The organism is Pseudomonas sp. LF-5 (genome assembly GCF_037626295.1).
Classification (GTDB): domain Bacteria; phylum Pseudomonadota; class Gammaproteobacteria; order Pseudomonadales; family Pseudomonadaceae; genus Aquipseudomonas; species Aquipseudomonas monsensis.
The window spans coordinates 192,674-209,969 of the sequence record NZ_JARKMT010000007.1 but is presented as its reverse complement, the minus strand read 5'-3'; the positions used below and the strand labels follow the sequence as shown (position 1 = coordinate 209,969).

The 17,296-nt window shown below is 62.5% G+C and carries 13 protein-coding genes; 11 read left to right on the top strand and 2 right to left on the bottom strand.

The annotated features are described in order from the left end of the window. Positions 1–5: 5 nt before the first annotated feature. The 4 genes from PseuLF5_RS20405 to PseuLF5_RS20390 are packed head-to-tail and all read left to right on the top strand — an operon-like array spanning position 6 to position 9,695. Positions 6–6,395, top strand: coding sequence for an Ig-like domain-containing protein (locus PseuLF5_RS20405; protein WP_340134572.1), 6,390 nt, complete (start codon positions 6–8; stop codon positions 6,393–6,395). Positions 6,396–6,441: 46 nt separating this feature from the next. Then, positions 6,442–7,962: a TolC family protein gene (locus PseuLF5_RS20400; RefSeq protein WP_123470385.1), complete on the top strand. Its 1,521-nt coding sequence runs from the start codon at positions 6,442–6,444 to the stop codon at positions 7,960–7,962. Positions 7,963–7,977: 15 nt separating this feature from the next. Then, positions 7,978–8,763: an aspartyl/asparaginyl beta-hydroxylase domain-containing protein gene (locus tag PseuLF5_RS20395; RefSeq protein WP_340134570.1), complete on the top strand. Its 786-nt coding sequence runs from the start codon at positions 7,978–7,980 to the stop codon at positions 8,761–8,763. Next, the gene (locus PseuLF5_RS20390; RefSeq protein ID WP_128615441.1) at positions 8,751–9,695 is read left to right on the top strand and encodes a sulfotransferase family protein; all 945 of its coding nucleotides are present in this window, start codon (positions 8,751–8,753) and stop codon (positions 9,693–9,695) included. Before PseuLF5_RS20395 ends, PseuLF5_RS20390 begins: the two co-directional genes overlap by 13 nt. Positions 9,696–9,761: 66 nt before the next feature. On the opposite strand, the gene PseuLF5_RS20385 is transcribed toward PseuLF5_RS20390, so the two are convergent. Next, on the bottom strand, positions 9,762–10,520 hold the full coding sequence (locus PseuLF5_RS20385; RefSeq protein ID WP_003220464.1) for a slipin family protein: 759 nt from the start codon (positions 10,518–10,520) through the stop codon (positions 9,762–9,764). A 2-nt stretch (positions 10,521–10,522) separates the two neighbouring features. Further along, positions 10,523–11,053, bottom strand: coding sequence for an NfeD family protein (locus tag PseuLF5_RS20380; protein ID WP_340134567.1), 531 nt, complete (start codon positions 11,051–11,053; stop codon positions 10,523–10,525). A gap of 174 nt (positions 11,054–11,227) precedes the next feature. On the opposite strand from PseuLF5_RS20380, the gene PseuLF5_RS20375 reads away from it, so the two are divergent. The 7 genes from PseuLF5_RS20375 (at position 11,228) to PseuLF5_RS20345 (ending at position 17,237) form a co-directional block, all read left to right on the top strand. Next, positions 11,228–11,689 carry an aminoacyl-tRNA deacylase gene (locus PseuLF5_RS20375; RefSeq protein WP_123470393.1) on the top strand — a complete coding sequence of 154 codons (462 nt, stop codon included), beginning with the start codon at positions 11,228–11,230 and terminating at the stop codon, positions 11,687–11,689. Positions 11,690–11,842: 153 nt separating this feature from the next. Continuing rightward, a complete protein-coding gene (locus PseuLF5_RS20370; RefSeq protein ID WP_123470395.1) occupies positions 11,843–12,088 on the top strand; it encodes a DUF2789 domain-containing protein in 246 nt (81 codons plus the stop codon). 131 nt (positions 12,089–12,219) lie between these two features. Next, positions 12,220–12,648 (top strand): MarR family winged helix-turn-helix transcriptional regulator, encoded by a 429-nt coding sequence (locus tag PseuLF5_RS20365; RefSeq protein ID WP_177490613.1) that lies wholly within the window; start codon positions 12,220–12,222, stop codon positions 12,646–12,648. Then, entirely contained in the window at positions 12,645–14,708 is a 2,064-nt protein-coding gene (locus PseuLF5_RS20360) for an FUSC family protein (RefSeq protein ID WP_123470397.1), read from the top strand. Before PseuLF5_RS20365 ends, PseuLF5_RS20360 begins: the two co-directional genes overlap by 4 nt. Continuing rightward, entirely contained in the window at positions 14,705–14,914 is a 210-nt protein-coding gene (locus PseuLF5_RS20355) for a DUF1656 domain-containing protein (RefSeq protein ID WP_027611129.1), read from the top strand. The genes PseuLF5_RS20360 and PseuLF5_RS20355 overlap by 4 nt, the downstream gene beginning before the upstream one ends. Next, positions 14,911–15,798: an efflux RND transporter periplasmic adaptor subunit gene (locus tag PseuLF5_RS20350; protein ID WP_123470399.1), complete on the top strand. Its 888-nt coding sequence runs from the start codon at positions 14,911–14,913 to the stop codon at positions 15,796–15,798. The genes PseuLF5_RS20355 and PseuLF5_RS20350 overlap by 4 nt, the downstream gene beginning before the upstream one ends. Continuing rightward, entirely contained in the window at positions 15,795–17,237 is a 1,443-nt protein-coding gene (locus PseuLF5_RS20345; protein WP_123470401.1) for an efflux transporter outer membrane subunit, read from the top strand. The genes PseuLF5_RS20350 and PseuLF5_RS20345 overlap by 4 nt, the downstream gene beginning before the upstream one ends. The last annotated feature ends 59 nt before the right edge of the window (positions 17,238–17,296 follow it).

The window sequence follows — 17,296 nt, the reverse complement described above, 5'->3', positions numbered from 1 at the left end:
GCAACATGTGGTGGTCTCTTTTTGGCAGTGCGAAGGTCAAGTCACGGACAACCGAGGGTCAGCGTTCGCTGGCATCGCCGATGATCATGTCGCTGGAACCGCGCATGCTGTTCGACGGCGCAGTGGCTGCCACCGTGGCCGATACGGCTGCACAGGCTGACAGCCACCCTGCGGCGGATGCCGCCAAGGCGCCGACCGCCGATCACCCGGTCGCCAGCAAGGACACCCATGGTCAGGCCGATGCCACACCGGCCGCCAGCCCGGTGGCGGTGCCGGGCCAGAGCGTGGTGTTCGTCGATTCGCGTGTGAAAGATGCCGACAGCCTGGTTCAGGGCGTTGCCCCTGGCACCCAGGTGGTGAAACTCGACGCCACCAAGGATGGTTTGCAACAGATCGCCGATTACCTCGATCAACATCATGGCGTCAGTTCAGTGCAGATCATTGCCCACGGCAACGCTGGCGATCTGTGGTTGGGCAACAGTTATCTGTCTGCGGACAACGTCGCGCAACGCAGCGCCATCCTCGGCGAAATCGGCAAGGACATGAGCGCTGGCGGCGACATCCTGATCTACGGCTGCTACACCGCCGAGGGCGATCGCGGCTTGAGTTTCGTCGACTCGCTGGCGCAGTTGACCGGCCGTGATGTAGCCGCTTCGAATAACCGCACCGGTGTCGGCGGCGACTGGGATCTGGAAATTGCCACCGGCAGCATCGAGAGCGCCAACGTCTTGTCGACCAAGGCGATGAGTGAATATCAATGGGGCCTTGCCACCTGGACCGCGACTAACAACCTCGACTCGGGCGTCGGCTCGTTGCGTACGACTCTGGCGTCTGCGCAAAACGGCGACATCGTCACGTTCAACGCCGGCATGACCGTGCAACTCAACTCCGAGTTATTGATCAACAAGAACATCACCGTCGATGGCGATCTGAACAACGACGGCGTGGCCGACGTGACCCTCGACGGGCAATACAAGACCCGCGTGGTGGAAATCACTTCCGGCGCCACCGTGACGCTGGACGGACTGGTGATCACCAAGGGGCTGGTGGCCGGCAATGGCGGCAACGGTGGCGCGGCGGCGGCAGGCGCCATGGGCGGCGGGATTTTCAACGCCGGCATTCTTACGCTCAATAACGTCACGGTGACTGCCAACGCCGCTTCCGGTGGTGGCGGCGGCGGTGGGGTGGCCGGAGGTTATTCCGGCGGCGGCGGTGGCGGTGGTGGCGGGATCGGCGGCGGTAACGGTGGCCATGGTGGTTCGACAGGCCCGGGCATCTCAACCTATGCCGGTGGGGTCGGCACAGCGAATACCGGTGGTTATGGCGGCGGCTACACCTCGAACGATATGGGCGGGCGCGGCGGTACCAGCACTGGCGGCCTCGGCGGCAATGGCGCCGCCGGTTACAGTCAGGGCGGCAACGGCGGCTCAGCGACCAACGGCACGTTGTCCATTGGTGGCGGCGGCGGTGGTTCGGGCTGGAACTCGGTTGGCGGCGTCGGTGGCAATGCGGCCGGCGGTATCTACAACGCCTCGACCGGCACCTTGAAAGTCATCGGCACATCGGTCATCAGCAATAACCTCGCGGCGGGCGGTGGCGGCGGCGGTGGTGGCAGCGGCGGCAACATTGCCAACGGCGGTGACGGTGGCCGTGGTGTCGGGGCCATCTGGAACAACGGCGGCACGGTACTGATCACCGCTGCCAACTTCGCGGCGATCACCGGCAACGCTGCGGCCAGTGGTGTCGGAGGCCCGTCAAACGGCGGCGCGACGGGTAGCTCGCCGAGTGCCACTGCGACGGTTTACAGTATCGGCGGCACGCTCAATACCAATTACGTCGAACCACCGACCGCGACCATCGTCCTGGCGGACAGTGCGCTGAAAATTGGCGAAACCTCGCTGGTGACCATCACCTTCAACATGGCGGTCACTGGCTTCACCAATGCCGACCTGACCATCGCCAACGGCACGTTGACGGCCGTGAGCAGCAGCGATGGCGGGATCACCTGGACCGCGACTTTTACGCCGACCAACGGGATTACCGACACCACCAACGTCATCACTCTGGACAACACCGGTGTGGCGGCGGTCTCTGACGGTACCGTGGGTGTCGGTACCACCAATTCCAGCAATTATGTGATCGATACCCAGCGCCCGACGGCCACTATCGTTGTCGCTGACACGGCCCTGAAAATCGGTGAAACGTCGCTGGTGACCATCACTTTCAGTGAAGCGGTCAGCGGTTTCACCAACGCCGACCTGACCATCGCCAACGGCACGTTGTCCGCCGTGAGCAGCAGCGATGGAGGCATTACCTGGACGGCGACGTTTACGCCCAGTGGCAGTGTCACCGACACCACTAACGTGGTGACGCTGGATAACACCGGGATCGCTGACCTGGCCGGTAACGCCGGCAGCGGTACAACCGATTCCAACAACTACGCCATCGACACCGTGCGCCCGACGGCCACCCTTGTCGTTGCGGACACCGCGCTCAAGGCAGGGGAAACCTCGCTGGTGACCATCACGTTCAGCGAGGCCGTGACCGGTTTCACCACCGCCGACCTGTCCGTGGCCAATGGCAGCGTGAGCGGTTTGAGCAGCAGTGACGGCGGGGTCACCTGGACGGCCACCCTCACGCCAACCAACAACATCAGCGATACCACCAACCTGATCACCCTGGCCAATACCGGCCTCTCCGATTTGTCCGGCAATACCGGCAGCGGCACCACCGACTCGAACAATTACGCCATCGACACGCAGCGCCCGACGGCGACGATTGTGGTTGCCGACAACGCCTTGAGAATCGGCGAAACGTCGTTGGTGACCATCACCTTCTCCGAAGCCGTGACCGGCTTCACTAATGCCGACCTGACCATCGCCAACGGCACGCTGAGCGCCGTGAGCAGCAGTGATGGTGGCATCACCTGGACGGCAACCTTCACGCCGACCGCCAACATTACCGATGCCACCAACCTGATCACCCTCGACAACAGTGGGGTCAGTGACGTCAACGGCAACCAGGGCAGCGGCACCACCGACTCCAATAACTACGCCATCGACAACCAGCGCCCAACGGCCACCATTGTGTTCACAGACACGGCCTTGAAAATCGGCGACACATCGCTGGTGACCATCACCTTCAGTGAAGCGGTCAGCGGTTTTACCAACGCCGACCTGACCATCGCCAACGGCACCTTGAGCGCAGTCAGCAGCAGTGACGGAGGTATTACCTGGACCGCAACGTTCACTCCGGGCGCCAGCATCAGCGACACCACCAATCTGGTGACGCTGGACAACACCGGCATCGCTGACCTGGCCGGCAACGCTGGCAGCGGCACTACGGATTCGAACAATTACAGCATCGACACCCAACGTCCGACAGCGACCATCGTGGTCGCCGACACGAGCCTCAGCGCCGGTGAAACCTCGTTGGTGACCTTTACCTTCTCCGAGGCGGTGACGGGCTTCACCAACGCCGATCTGAACATACCCAACGGCACGTTGACCGCCGTGAGCAGCAGCGACGGCGGCATCACCTGGACGGCGACATACACGCCCACTCTCGGGATCAACGACACCAGCAACCTGATCAGCCTGAACAACACCGGCATCGCTGACCTGGCCGGTAACGCCGGCACCGGCGTCACCAACTCCGGCAATTTCGTGATCGACACCATGGTTCCGACCGCCACTATCGTGGTTGCCGACAACAGCCTGAGCATCGGCGAAACCACCACGGTGACCATCACCTTCTCCGAAGCCGTGACCGGTTTCAGTAACGCCGATCTGACCATCGCCAACGGCACGCTGAGCGCCGTGAGCAGCAGTGATGGTGGTATCACCTGGACGGCAACCTTCACGCCGACCGCCAACATTACCGACGCGACCAACCTGATCACCCTGGACAATACCGGGGTGCAGAATGGGTCCGGCAACGTGGGAGTGGGGACCACTGATTCGAACAATTACGCCATCGACACCCAGCGCCCGACCGCGACCGTTGTGGTGGCCGACACGGCGCTGGGCGTTGGTCAGACCACCACGGTCACTATTACCTTCAGCGAGGCGGTGACTGGCTTCACCCTGGCAGACCTGACCGTCGAGAACGGCACACTTTCCGCGCTGAGCACTTCGGACAACATCACCTACACCGCGACGTTTACCCCATCGGCCGGCGTCACCGACACCAGCAACCTGATCACCCTGGACAACACTGGAGTGGTCGACGGGGCCGGTAACACTGGCAGCGGTACCACCGATTCGAACAACTACGCGGTCGACAGTCAGCGTCCGACCGCCACGGTTGTCATGAGCGACAACGATCTGCGTCCTGGTGAAACAGCGACCGTGACCATCACCTTCAGCGAAGCGGTCACCGGTTTCGACAATGCCGACCTGAGCGTCGCCAACGGCACGTTGAGCAACGTCTCGTCCAGCGACGGCGGCATCACCTGGACGGCGACGTTCACTCCGACCATCGGCATCAGCGATACCACCAACCTGATTGTTCTGAACAACACCGGCATCAGCGATCTGGCCGGCAATACTGGCACCGGCACCACCAACTCGGCCAACTACGCGGTGCAAACCGAAGTGCCGACCGCGACCATCGTCGTTGCGGACAGCTCGCTCAAGGCCGGGGAAACCTCGATCGTGACGATCACCTTCAGCGAGGCGGTCAGCGGTTTCAGCAATGCGGACCTGACCATCGCCAATGGCACCCTGAGCAACGTCAGCTCCAGCGATGGCGGCATCACCTGGACCGCCACGCTGACGCCAACCGCCAACATCACCGACACCAGCAACCTGATTACCCTCGACAACAGCGGGGTCACCAACGCCTCTGGCAACAGTGGCGTCGGCACCACCGACTCCAACAACTTTGCCATCGACACCGCGTTGCCGACCGCCACTATCGTGGTCGCCGACAATCGCCTGGGCATTGGCGAAACCACCACGGTGACCATCACCTTCAGCGAAGCCGTGAGCGGTTTCGATCTGTCGGACATCAGCGTCGCCAATGGCTCCTTGTCGAACCTGATCAGCAGCGACGGCGGCATCACCTGGACCGCCACGCTGACACCAACCGCCAACGTCAACGATGCGACCAACCTGATCATCGTCGACACTGCCGGCGTGCAGGATCTGGCCGGCAACCTTGGTGCGAGCATCGCCATTTCCAACAACTACGCGCTCGACGCGACCCGGCCAACGGTGGACATCGTGGTCGCCAACCCGCATCTGGGGATCGGTCAGACCACCACGGTGACCTTCACCTTCAGCGAGGCGGTGAGCAATTTCGACCTGTCCGACCTGAGCGTGACCAACGGTGATCTGAGTAACCTGAGCAGCAGCGATGGTGGCAAGACCTGGACCGCGACGTTCACCCCGACCGCGAATGTCACCGATCCGAGCAACTTCATCGCGCTGGACACCAGCAACGTCACTGACCTGGCCGGTAACGTCGGCAGCACGGTGGCGGTGTCGAACAACTATGGTCTCGACAGCGAACGGCCAACGGCGACGGTGGTGATTGCCAACCCGAACCTGGGCATCGGCCAGACATCGGCGGTGACCATCACCTTCAACGAGGCGGTGAGCGGCTTCGATCTGGCAGACATCAACGTCGGTAACGGCACCTTGTCCAACCTGAGCAGCAGCGACGGCGGCAAGACCTGGACCGCGACGCTGACACCGAATGCCAACGTCAACAGTGCCAGCAATGCGATCAGCGTCAACAGCGCGGGTGTCAGCGATGCCTCCGGCAACAGTGGCAGCGATGTCAGCAGCTCGAACAATTACGTGATCAATACCGTGCCGCCGGTCGTTCCACCCACGACACCAACCAGCGTGGTGATTCCCGATCCACTGATTCGCAGCAGCGATCCGGTGGTGTCGCCACCGCCGCCGAACATCCCGCTGCAACCGATCATTTTCACCGCCCCCACCGGCGATATCGGCTCACCGCTGACCTTTGCGCCGCTGTTCGAACAACGGGTGATTGGCAACGGCATCCGCCCGCTGGGCGATATTTTCATCAATCAAGGTGCCCTCAGCCCGAGCTTCATTGCGCAAGTGTTCAGCAGCAGTGACAACGGCGGTGATGGATCCGGTCACGGCTTCCTCGGCTTTGGCGGCGGTGATGGTGGCGTATTCGGTACCAGCACGTTATCGAGCCTGTTCAATCAAGACAGTGCCGCCGGCCGCGATTCGTTGAATGCGTTTGGCAGCCAGTCACTCAAGGCTGGCGACGTTTCTCAAGGCCTGCGCGGCGTGTTTGGTGCGCCGACGCTGGGCCAGCAACTGCAACAACTCAAAGACAACGAACAGCACCGGGTCGACAACCTGGCGGCAGCACTGCAACAGGTCGGCATCAGCGAAATATCGGCCTGAACCAACCATTACTCAACACTGTGCGGGACCTAGGGGCGATCCAGGGATGAAGAGAAGTCAGAAGTTGTTCGGCGCCAGCCTGCTGGCGCTGGCGATCAGCGGATGTGCAGTGACCAGTGAACCGATTGAGCGCAGCGTCAGTGAACAGCGTGCCAAAAGCGACCTGCAAGGCATGTACAAGGATCAGGAACCGCTGCGCGGTCCGTTGACCCTGCATCAGGCCATGGCCCGCGCGGTGAAATATAACCTCGAAGGCCGCTTGAAGATCATGGAGGAAGCGCTGGCCAAGCGGCAGCTCGACCTCGCCAGTTTCGACATGCTGCCGCGCATGGCGCTGGACGCCGGCTACGTCGGGCGCAACAACGTCAACGCCTCCAGCAGCCAGAGCGTACGCACCGGCACCCAGTCGCTGGAACCGTCGACCTCGCAGGATCGCGACCGCGAGGTCGCCGACCTGACCATGGTCTGGAATGTCCTCGACTTCGGCGTCAGCTACATCAGCGCCAAGCAGCAGGGCGATCAGCGCCTGATCGTCCAGGAACGGCGCCGCAAAGTGATCAACACCATCGTTCAGGATGTGCGTTCGGCCTATTGGCGAGCGATGGCCGCCGAGCGCCTGCTCAAACAGATCGACAGCCTGATGGCCCGTGTCGACACCGCCCGGCGCAACAGTCAGAGCATGAGCGACCAGCGCATTGGCGACCCGGTGCAATCGCTCAGCTACCAACGTTCGCTGATCGAAGCCACCCGGCAACTGGAAGAGCAGCGCCGTGCCCTGTCTTTGGCGAAAACCGAACTGGCGACCCTGATCAACCTGCCGCTGGGTACCAACCTGACCTTGGCCACCGATGACGGTTATCAGATTCCCGAACTCAAGGTCGATCTGGCGAAACTGGAACAGGAGGCGCTGACCAGCCGTCCGGAACTGCGTGAGCAGGATTACCAGACCCGCATCAGCGCCGCTGAAACCCGCAAGGCCATGCTGCGTCTGTTGCCGGGCCTGGAGTTTTCCGCCGGCGGGCATTACGACAGCAACTCGTTCCTGGTCGAACAGGGCTGGGCCGACTATGGCGTGAAAGTCACCTGGAACCTGTTCAACGTGATCTCCGCTCCGGCGGCCATTGATGTCGCCAAGGCTGGCGAGGAAGTGGCCACCGCGCGGCGTCAGGCCATGTCGATTGCGGTGCTGGCGCAGCTCTACGTGGCCAACGCCAACTATCAAGAGGCCTTGCGCCAGTTCAAGACGAGCCAGCAACTGTCGGACATCGACGGGCAAATCGTCGGCCAGTTGCGCAATCGTCATCAGGCGGCGGGCATTGGTGAACTGGAACTGATTCAGGGCGAGCTGAACAACCTGCAAGCAGACCTGCGCCGCGACCTGTCCTACGCCGATCTGCGCAATGCGTACGGACAGATCTTCGCCAGTGCCGGCCTCGATCCACTGCCGGATCAGGTGCAATCGACCGAAGTGCAGTCGATCGCCACCGCTCTGGCCAATCGAGAATCGGCCTGGGCGGCCGGTGATATTTCGGTGCCGGTGGCGCATGCTGCGGCGCCGGCCCGGTAAGCGCCGGGTGGGCTCGTGAGCCGGCCGGCATGTTCGCGCCTGCCGGTGACGGTGGATTTGCCGTTGTTGTTGCAAGCGCTGGCGGCGATTGATGAGCAGGCCTGGCGCGGGCATTTCAACAGCGACTATTTCACCGGCGACTGGAGCGGCGTGGCGCTGATTTCGTCAGCCGATGCGCTGACCGAATTGTCCCCCGGGCAGGCTGCGCCGGTGCCTCGTGCGCCCTGGTTGCGGGATGAGCGCTGGCAACGCGGGCTGCATGCGTTGTCGCTGGAAATTGTCAGTGCGCGCCTGTTACGGCTGGGCCCTGGCGGGCGCATTCACGAACACCGCGACTACGATCTCGACGGCCCGCAAGCGGATCTGCGGCTGCACATTCCGCTGCTCAGCCCACCCGCTGTGGACTTCTGGCTGGAAGACCGGCGTGTACCGATGACGGTGGGGGAATGCTGGTTTCTCGATCTTGCCCGAGCCCATCGCGTGGACAACCGCGACGCCTCGGCGAGGATTCATCTGGTGCTCGATTGCCGCCCGACGGCCTGGGTACTGGAAAAGATTGCCGAAGGCTTGCGCGATACCCCGGCAGCACAGACAGCGGATTCGCCGCTGCAACCATTGCAGCGTGTGCTCGACGGTGATGCGCAGCTGGCGGCGACATTGCAGGCCATCGGCGACCCGGAAACGTTCATCGAGCGCACCCTGCAACTGGCTGCTGCCCAAGGTCTGGCCTTGACCCGTGAAGAGCTGCGCGCGGCAATGCGCAATGGTCGCCGGCAGTGGAACGAACAATGGCACGGCTGAGCTTCGACGGCTGGTTGCCGATCCGCGTCTGGCCGGTCGCCGGGCAATGGCAGGTGGACTGGTGCTGGTTCGCGGATACGCCGTTGCATCAGCCGTTTTTCCGCGAGGCGGTGGAGGATGCGTTGCGGCTACCGTTCAATCAGGCCTTTCGCCGGCAGACGCCGTTGGCGGCGCTCAGCGATTGGCAGGCGCAAAGCCCGGGCCTGGCACCGAGCGCGTTCATTCTGCATGCCTCTCGCTGTGGTTCGACGCTGATCAGCCAGATGCTCGCGCGGCTCGACGATCACATCGTGGTGTCCGAACCGCCACCGCTGGATGCGCTGTTGCGCAGCGACCTGCCGGCCGGCGAACGGCGCGCGGCCATCTGCGGATTGCTTTCGGCCTATGGACAGCGGCGTCGTGGTATCGAGCAACGGCTGGTGATCAAGCTCGATGCCTGGAGTATCGGCGAATGGCCGCTGTTGCAGGCCTGTTTTCCCGACACGCCGTGGCTGTTTCTGTATCGCGATCCTGTGGAAATTGCTGTTTCGCACCTGCGTCGTCCCGGGATGCACATGGTGCCGGGCATGCTGGGGGATTGCGTGCTCGAAGACGGTTTGCCGTTCGTGGGACGCGAGGACTTCATCGCCCGGCGCCTGGGACGATTGCTCGAGGCCGGTGTGGTGCACTGCCGTGACTCGGCGGGTGCGCTGGTCAACTACAGCGAACTGCCCGATGCGATGGCGGGGCGCTTGGCGCGGTTTTTCAAGCTGACGGCCGAACAGCGCCAACAGGTATGGCTGGCCGCCGCGCAGCACGCGAAGCAGCCCGCGCAGGCCTTTGTGGCCGATGGCGAGGCCAAACGGCGTGAAGCGTCGCCGCTGTTGCGGGCGCGGTTGCAGGCTTGCGCGTGTGCACCCTATGCGGCTTTGGAGAAAATGCGCGGCGTTTAAAGGATCGCAGCCTGCCGGGAAATGCCTGCTCTGCAGGCGCTGCCGAAAGCTGCGATCTGTTGCTGTTCATGATTTGCCCGACAGATCCGCCATGCCCTTGAGCAACTCGATCGGCAACGGGAAGACAATCGTCGAGCTCTTGTCGCCGGCAATCGAACTCAAGGTCTGCATGTAGCGCAATTGCATGGCGCCAGGCTGGCGCCCGAGCATTTCGGCGGCCTGCATGAGTTTTTCCGACGCCTGTAACTCACCTTCGGCGTGGATCACCTTGGCCCGCCGTTCCCGTTCGGCTTCGGCCTGTTTGGCGATGGCGCGGACCATCGACTCGTTGAGATCGACATGCTTGATCTCGACGTTGGCGACCTTGATGCCCCACGCGTCGGTCTGCGCGTCGAGCACTTGCTGGATGTCGATGTTCAACTGTTCGCGCTCGGCCAGCAGTTCATCGAGTTCGTGTTTACCGAGCACTGCGCGCAGGGTGGTCTGGGCCAGTTGGCTGGTGGCGGAGAGAAAGTCCTCGACCTGAATGATCGCCTTCTGCGGGTCGAGCACGCGGAAATACAACACCGCGTTGACCTTCACCGAGACGTTATCGCGGGTGATCACGTCCTGCGGCGGCACATCGAGAACAACGGTGCGCAGATCAACCCGGACCATTTGCTGCACCACCGGAATCAGCAGGATCAGCCCCGGCCCTTTGACCTGCCAGAAGCGCCCGAGCTGGAACACCACACCGCGTTCGTATTCACGCAGGATGCGGAACGTCGATCCGGCCAGGGCGATCACCAACAGCAGCAGCGCGACAAAACCGATTTGCAGACCCATGATCACTCTCCGTGACGCACCGCGTCAGTCGCGGCAACTTTCAGCAATAAGCCTCTACGCCCGACCACGCGCACCGATTGCCCGGTGTGCAGGGGTGTCGCGCTGCGCACTTGCCAGTGTTCGCCCTGCAGTTGCACCCAGCCGTTGTGGACGTTTTCCGCTTGCACGGTGGTCACCGCCGTCACGCTGCCGACCAGCCCGGCATCGCCACTGACGGCATGACGTGGCCGGGTTTTCATGGCGCGGACGATCAATGCGCTCAGCAACAGGGCACTGAGCAGGCCGAGACCGATGATCGTCGGCACTGGCAATTCGGCGTTGCCCAGAATCAGCGCGCCGATCACGAACATGATGATCCCGCCCAGGCCGATCACTCCGTAGTTGGGCAGCGCGGCTTCGGCGATCAGAAAGACAATGCCGAGGGTGATCAGCCACAGGCCGACCGGGCTCATGGCCGGCAACGGCGTATCGGCGGCGAGGGCTGAGCCGCTCAGCAGCAGTAATACGGCAAACGTACAACATCGGCTGTTCACGTGACCCTCCGCGAGCGTCATGGGCTGGTTCTTTCAGTCTAGTTGAGGCTGGGGCGGGACGAATGTTGATCAACGTGCGCAGCTGTCCAGTGAGCGGATTTCCCGCTGCCAGCGGCCCGCCGGACTAGACTCAAAACACGGCAATAACCGTTCAGCGCGACACCGAGGTGCATCATGCGTATGGCAAGAAAGGTGCAAAGCAGCCTGACCCGGGCGCATTGCGAATACGACATCGTCGCCCACCGGCATTCGTCCAGTAGCCTGGAGACCGCGCGGGTTAGCGGGGTGCCTGCCGAGCGAGTGGCGAAGTCGGTCATCCTCGATGACCATCACGGGCACTATTTGATGGCCGTGCTGCCGGCCAGCCGGCATCTGGACTTGAGCAAGGTGCGCACCAGCGGTGAATGGCAACTGACCCGCGAAAGCAATCTGGCGCACATCTTCGACGACTGCGAACGCGGTGCGGTGCCACCGCTGGGTGATTCCTATGGCCTGGACATGGTCATCGACCCGCTGCTGACCCGGCAGAAAGACATCTACCTGGAGGCCGGCAACCACAACTATCTGCTGCACATGAGCATGCCCGAGTTTTTGAAGATGGTGCCGCATGCCGAGGTACGAGAGTTGAGCCATTAATGTTGGCGGCGCTCGGGCTGGCGCTATCGCGGGCAAGCCAGGCTCCCACAGGTATTGGGTTGTTCACCAATAGTGTGTTCACCCGAAAACACGGTGGGAGCGGGCTTGTCCGCGATTGCTCTTCCACACACCTGTTTTCTCAAGGAGTCCTCCATGGAACAGCCCATCCACAGCCTGCCGTGCCTGTTCGACCAACTGGGACTGCGCAGCGACCCCACCAGCATCGAGCAATTCATCGCCACCCATTCACCACTCAAGCCGGAATTGCACCTGGCGGACGCGTTTTTCTGGAGCAAGAGCCAGGCCGATTTTTTGCGTGGCGAGATTCTCGATGATGCCGATTGGGCGGAAGTGGTAGATCAGCTGGATGTGATGTTGCGCAAGGGACGCGATACGTAGGAGCTGTGCAGAAACGCTTCAAGGAACATTTGTTTCAAAACTTGACTGAAATTCCCTGCCAATGCGATATTGATAGTTAGCAAACTAACAGTGTGCATTGCCCCGTGCCGAATTCCCTCGACGCTCTCCAGATGAACATCAGCAGTGCCATGGTGGTGGCCGCCAGACACTGGCGGAAAATCTGCCAGACCACGCTGGTCAACTACGGCATCTCCGAAGCCTGCGCCGTGCCGCTCTTGATGATCGGCCGGCTGGGTGAGGGCGTGCGTCAGGTGCAAGTGGCGCAGGCGGCCGGGATGGAGAGTCCGTCGCTGGTGCGTCTGCTCGATCAGTTGTGCCATTCCGGTTACGTCTGCCGCACCGAAGATGTCCAGGATCGTCGGGCCAAATGTCTGAGCCTGACCGATACCGGCCGCGAGCTGGTGCAAGCGGTGGAAGCCGAACTGGTGCGCCTGCGTCACGAGGTACTCGAAGGCATCGACCAGAGTGATCTGGAGGCTGCGCTTCGGGTACTGCGCGCTTTTGAGGTGGCCCATCCGCCTGTGGTGATCAAGTCTTGAACGGTTTTTTCTCTGGCATTCCGCCGGCCCGTGATTGGTTTTACGGGGTCCGTACCTTTGCAGCGTCGATGATCGCGCTGTACATCGCCTTGCTCATGCAAATGCCACGTCCGTATTGGGCGATGGCCACGGTGTATATCGTTTCCAGTCCGTTTCTCGGGCCAACCAGCTCCAAGGCACTGTATCGCGCCATCGGCACCTTTCTCGGGGCCGCAGCGGCAGTGCTGTTCGTGCCGATGTTCGTGCAGAGCCCGTATGTGCTGGTGGTGGTCATTGCCTTGTGGACGGGGATTTTGCTGTTCCTGTCGCTGCACCTGCGTACCGCCAATAACTACGCGCTGATGCTCGCCGGTTACACCTTGCCGCTGATTGCCTTGCCGACGGTGGATAACCCGCTGGCGGTGTGGGACGTGGCAGAAGCGCGCACCGAAGAGATTTTCCTCGGCATCGCCGTGGCTGCGGTGATCGGCGCGATGTTCTGGCCGCGCCGTCTGGCGCCGGTGTTCAACGACGCCGTCGGCAAGTGGTTCGCCGATGCCACGACGTACAGCCTGAAATTTCTCGGCCGCGACGTGCAGCCTGAGCAGATCACGGCCTTGCGCATGGCCATGGTCGCCAATTTCAACAGCCTCGAATTGATGATCGGCCAGTTGCCCCACGAAGGCGCGAGGCCGCAAACCGTGCGCAACACCAAGGAGCTGCGCGGGCGGATGATCCACCTGTTGCCGGTGATCGACGCCCTCGAAGACTCGCTCTACGCCCTCGAACGACGCACGCCGGAACTGGTGGAAAAGTTTGCCCCGCTGCTGACTGCGACCCAGCAATGGCTCGGCCATAACGACGCCGACCTGGCGCGTTGGCAGGCGCTCAAGGATCAGCTTCAGGCCTTGCAGCCAAGCTGCGAGGCGCTGGAAGACCGCCAGCAATTGCTGTTTTCCAACGCGATTTATCGCCTCGGTGAATTCATCGATCTGTGGCAGGACTGCCGCAGCCTGCAGGACGCGATTCTCTGCGAACGGCAGGACAGCTGGCGCGCGGTTTACCGGCACTGGCGCCTCGGGCGTCTGACGCCGTTTCTCGATCGCGGGATGATGCTGTATTCGGTGGCCTCGACCATTCTGGCGATCATCGTCGCCTCGGTACTGTGGATTCTGCTCGGCTGGCCGGATGGCGGCAGTGCGGTGATTCTGGCGGCGGTGGCGTGCAGTTTCTTTGCCTCGATGGACGACCCGGCGCCGCAGATCTACCGGTTCTTTTTCTGGACCGGGATGTCGGTATTGTTTGCCAGCCTCTATCTGTTTCTGATTCTGCCGAACCTGCACGACTTTCCGATGCTGGTGCTGGCGTTTGCGGTTCCGTTCATCTGTGTCGGCACCCTGACGGTACAGCCGCGGTTCTACCTCGGCATGCTTCTGACGCTGGTCAACACCTCGTCGTTCATCAGCATTCAGGGCGCGTACGACGCGGACTTCTTTGCCTTTGTGAACGCCAACCTGGCCGGCCCCATCGGTTTGCTGTTCGCGTTTATCTGGACGCTGATCGCCCGCCCGTTCGGCGTCGAACTGGCTGCCAAACGCCTGACCCGCTTCAGCTGGAAGGACATCGTGCACATGACTGAGCCGGCCAACCTCGCTGAACACCGGCACTTGGGCGTGCAACTGCTCGACCGCTTGATGCAGCACTTGCCACGCCTGGCCATGACCGGTCAGGACACCGGCATTGCCATGCGGGAAGTGCGCGTGGGCCTGAACCTGCTCGATCTGCTGGCCTACACCCCACGCGTCAGCGGCGCGCCGCAGGTCCTGCTGCAACAAGTGGTGGCTGAGGTTGGCGAGTATTTCCGCGCCTGTCTGAAGGCCGGCGAGCGCTTGCCGGCGCCGAGTCCTTTATTGATGACGATGGACCGCGCGCGCCGTGCGCTCAAAGGGCACGGCGACGAGGAAACCCGGTTAAACCTGTTGCATGCCTTGAGCGGTTTGCGCCTGGCGCTGTTGCCCGGTGTGGAATTTGTCAGCACCGGCGATGCCGAAGAACCGCTGCCCGATGGAGCGCCCCTATGATCGGTGATCTGGATATCAGCGGCATTTTCCTGCCGACCCTGCTGGTGCTGATGGGCATCACCTATGTGTTGTTTTTGCTGGTGCACGGCGTGCTCACACGCCTGCACTTTTACCGTCTGGTCTGGCACCGGGCATTGTTCAACGTGGCTCTCTACGCCGTGCTGTTGTATGGCGTGGACTCACTCAGTCGATACCTGATGACATGAAAAAACCGTTTCTGACTATCGGTCGCGTGGTCCTGACCCTGCTGATCGTGACTTTCGCTGTCGTCCTCGTCTGGCGCATGGTGATGTATTACATGTTTGCGCCGTGGACCCGCGACGGCCATATCCGCGCCGACATCATCCAGATTGCCCCGGACGTGTCCGGGCTGATCCAGCAGGTCGAGGTCAAGGACAACCAGTTGATCAAACGCGGCCAAGTGCTGTTCAGCATCGACCAGGACCGCTTCAAACTGGCCCTGCGTCAAGCTAAAGCAACGGTTGCCGATCGCGAAGAAACCCTCGCCCAGGCCCAGCGTGAGGCCAAGCGTAACCGTGGCCTGGGCAATCTGGTGCCGGCCGAACAGCTGGAAGAAAGCCTGTCGAAGGTCGCCCGTGCGCAATCGGCGCTGGCTGAAGCGCTGGTGGCGGTGGACAGCGCCCAGCTCAACCTCGACCGTTCGGTGATCCGCAGTCCGGTGGACGGCTACGTCAACGACCGTGCACCGCGTCCGCAAGAGTTCGTCACGGCCGGGCGGCCAGTGCTGTCGGTGGTCGACAGCAACTCGTTCCACATCGACGGATATTTTGAAGAAACCAAACTCGACGGCATCCATGTCGGCCAGTCTGTCGACATCCGTGTGATTGGCGACAAAGCGAAGCTGCGCGGGCATGTCGAAAGCATCGTCGCCGGTATCGAAGACCGTGACCGCACCAGCGGCAGCAACCTGCTGCCCAACGTCAACCCGGCGTTCAGCTGGGTGCGCCTGGCGCAGCGGATTCCGGTGCGTATCGCCTTTGATGATGTGCCGGAAGACTTCCGCATGATCGCCGGCCGCACCGCGACCGTGTCGATCATCGACGAGCAAAAGCAGGAGCCTGCGCAATGAACAGGGCCCTGATGATCGCCGGGTTGGGCGTGATGCTCTCGGCCTGTCAGATGGTCGGGCCGGACTATCACCTGCCCGCTGACGCGGCGGTGCAGCGCAAGGATTTTCAGGGCGAATTGGCCGTGGAGGGCAAACCGGTGGTTTCAGCACCGGTGCCGGCGGACTGGTGGCGTTTGTATCGAGACCCGCGTCTGGACCAACTGGTGCAGCAGGCCATGGCTTCCAATACCGATTTGCGCGTGGCTGCGGCCAACCTGTCGCGGGCCCGTGCGCAGGTCGATGAAGCCAAAGCGGCCGGTGGCTGGAGCGGCGGTGTGAAGATGGGCGCGCAGCGCTTGCAGGAATCCGGTCAGGCGTTCCTGTTGCCAGAAAAAGTGCCGGTGGCCAACGTCGCTGACATCGGCATCAGTGCTTCTTACCAGTTCGACCTGTGGGGCACGCTGCAACGCGGCATCGAAGCGGCGCAAGCCAACGCTGATGCCACGCAAGCGGCGGCCGACACCGCGCGCATCACCCTGGTGGCGGACGTGGTTCGCGCCTACACGCAAGTCTGCGCCGCCAATGAAGAGCGGGAAATCGCCCAGCATTCCCTCGACCTGCAATCGCAGAGCACCACGCTGATTCAGCGCCTGCGCGATGCCGGGCGTGGCGATGAAACCCAGGTCACCCGTTCGCAAACCCAATTCAAATCCTTGCGCGCCGACATGCCGCGCTATGAAGCGGCGCGTCAGGCCGGTTTGTTCCGCTTGTCGATGCTGCTGGCCAAACCGGTCGAGCAATTGCCGGCCGGCACCGCCACCTGCGCCGAATTGCCAAAAATCGCCCAACGGGTGCCGGTCGGCGACGGTGCGGCGCTGCTCAAGCGCCGTCCCGATGTACGTCAGGCCGAACGTCGTCTCGCCGCCGCGACCGCCGGGATCGGCATCGCCACGGGCGAGTTGTACCCGGACATCAGCATCGGCGCGACCATCGGCACCGTCGGCATTGTTTCCGACCTCGGCGATCCGTCGACCAACCGTTGGGGCTTCGGCCCGTCGTTGAGCTGGAAAGTACCGACCAACGGCGCCCGCGCGCGCATTCGTGAAGCCGAAGCCTCGACCCAAGGCGCGCTGGCGCATTTCGACGGCGTGGTGCTCAACGCCATCCGCGAGACCCAGACCGGTCTGGCCCAGTACAGCGCGTTGCTGCAACGGCGCGATGCGCTGGCCGATGCCGAGCAGTCGGCGAAGCTGGCCGCCGACCAGACCCACCGCTTCTTCCAGGCCGGGCGCGAGTCGTTCCTCGCCGACCTGCAAGCGACCCGTACTTACACCGACGTCACCGCGCAACTGGCCGCGGCCAACACCCAGGTCGCGATGAGCCAGATCGATTTGTTCCTCGCCCTGGGCGGCGGTTGGGAAAGCGGACGAACGCAAGCGACAACCGCCAGCAAACCCTGAGGCCGTTGCTATGCTTTGAAGTGTTGGAAGGGCGCCCCGAGCAAGGCGCCCCTTCAGCG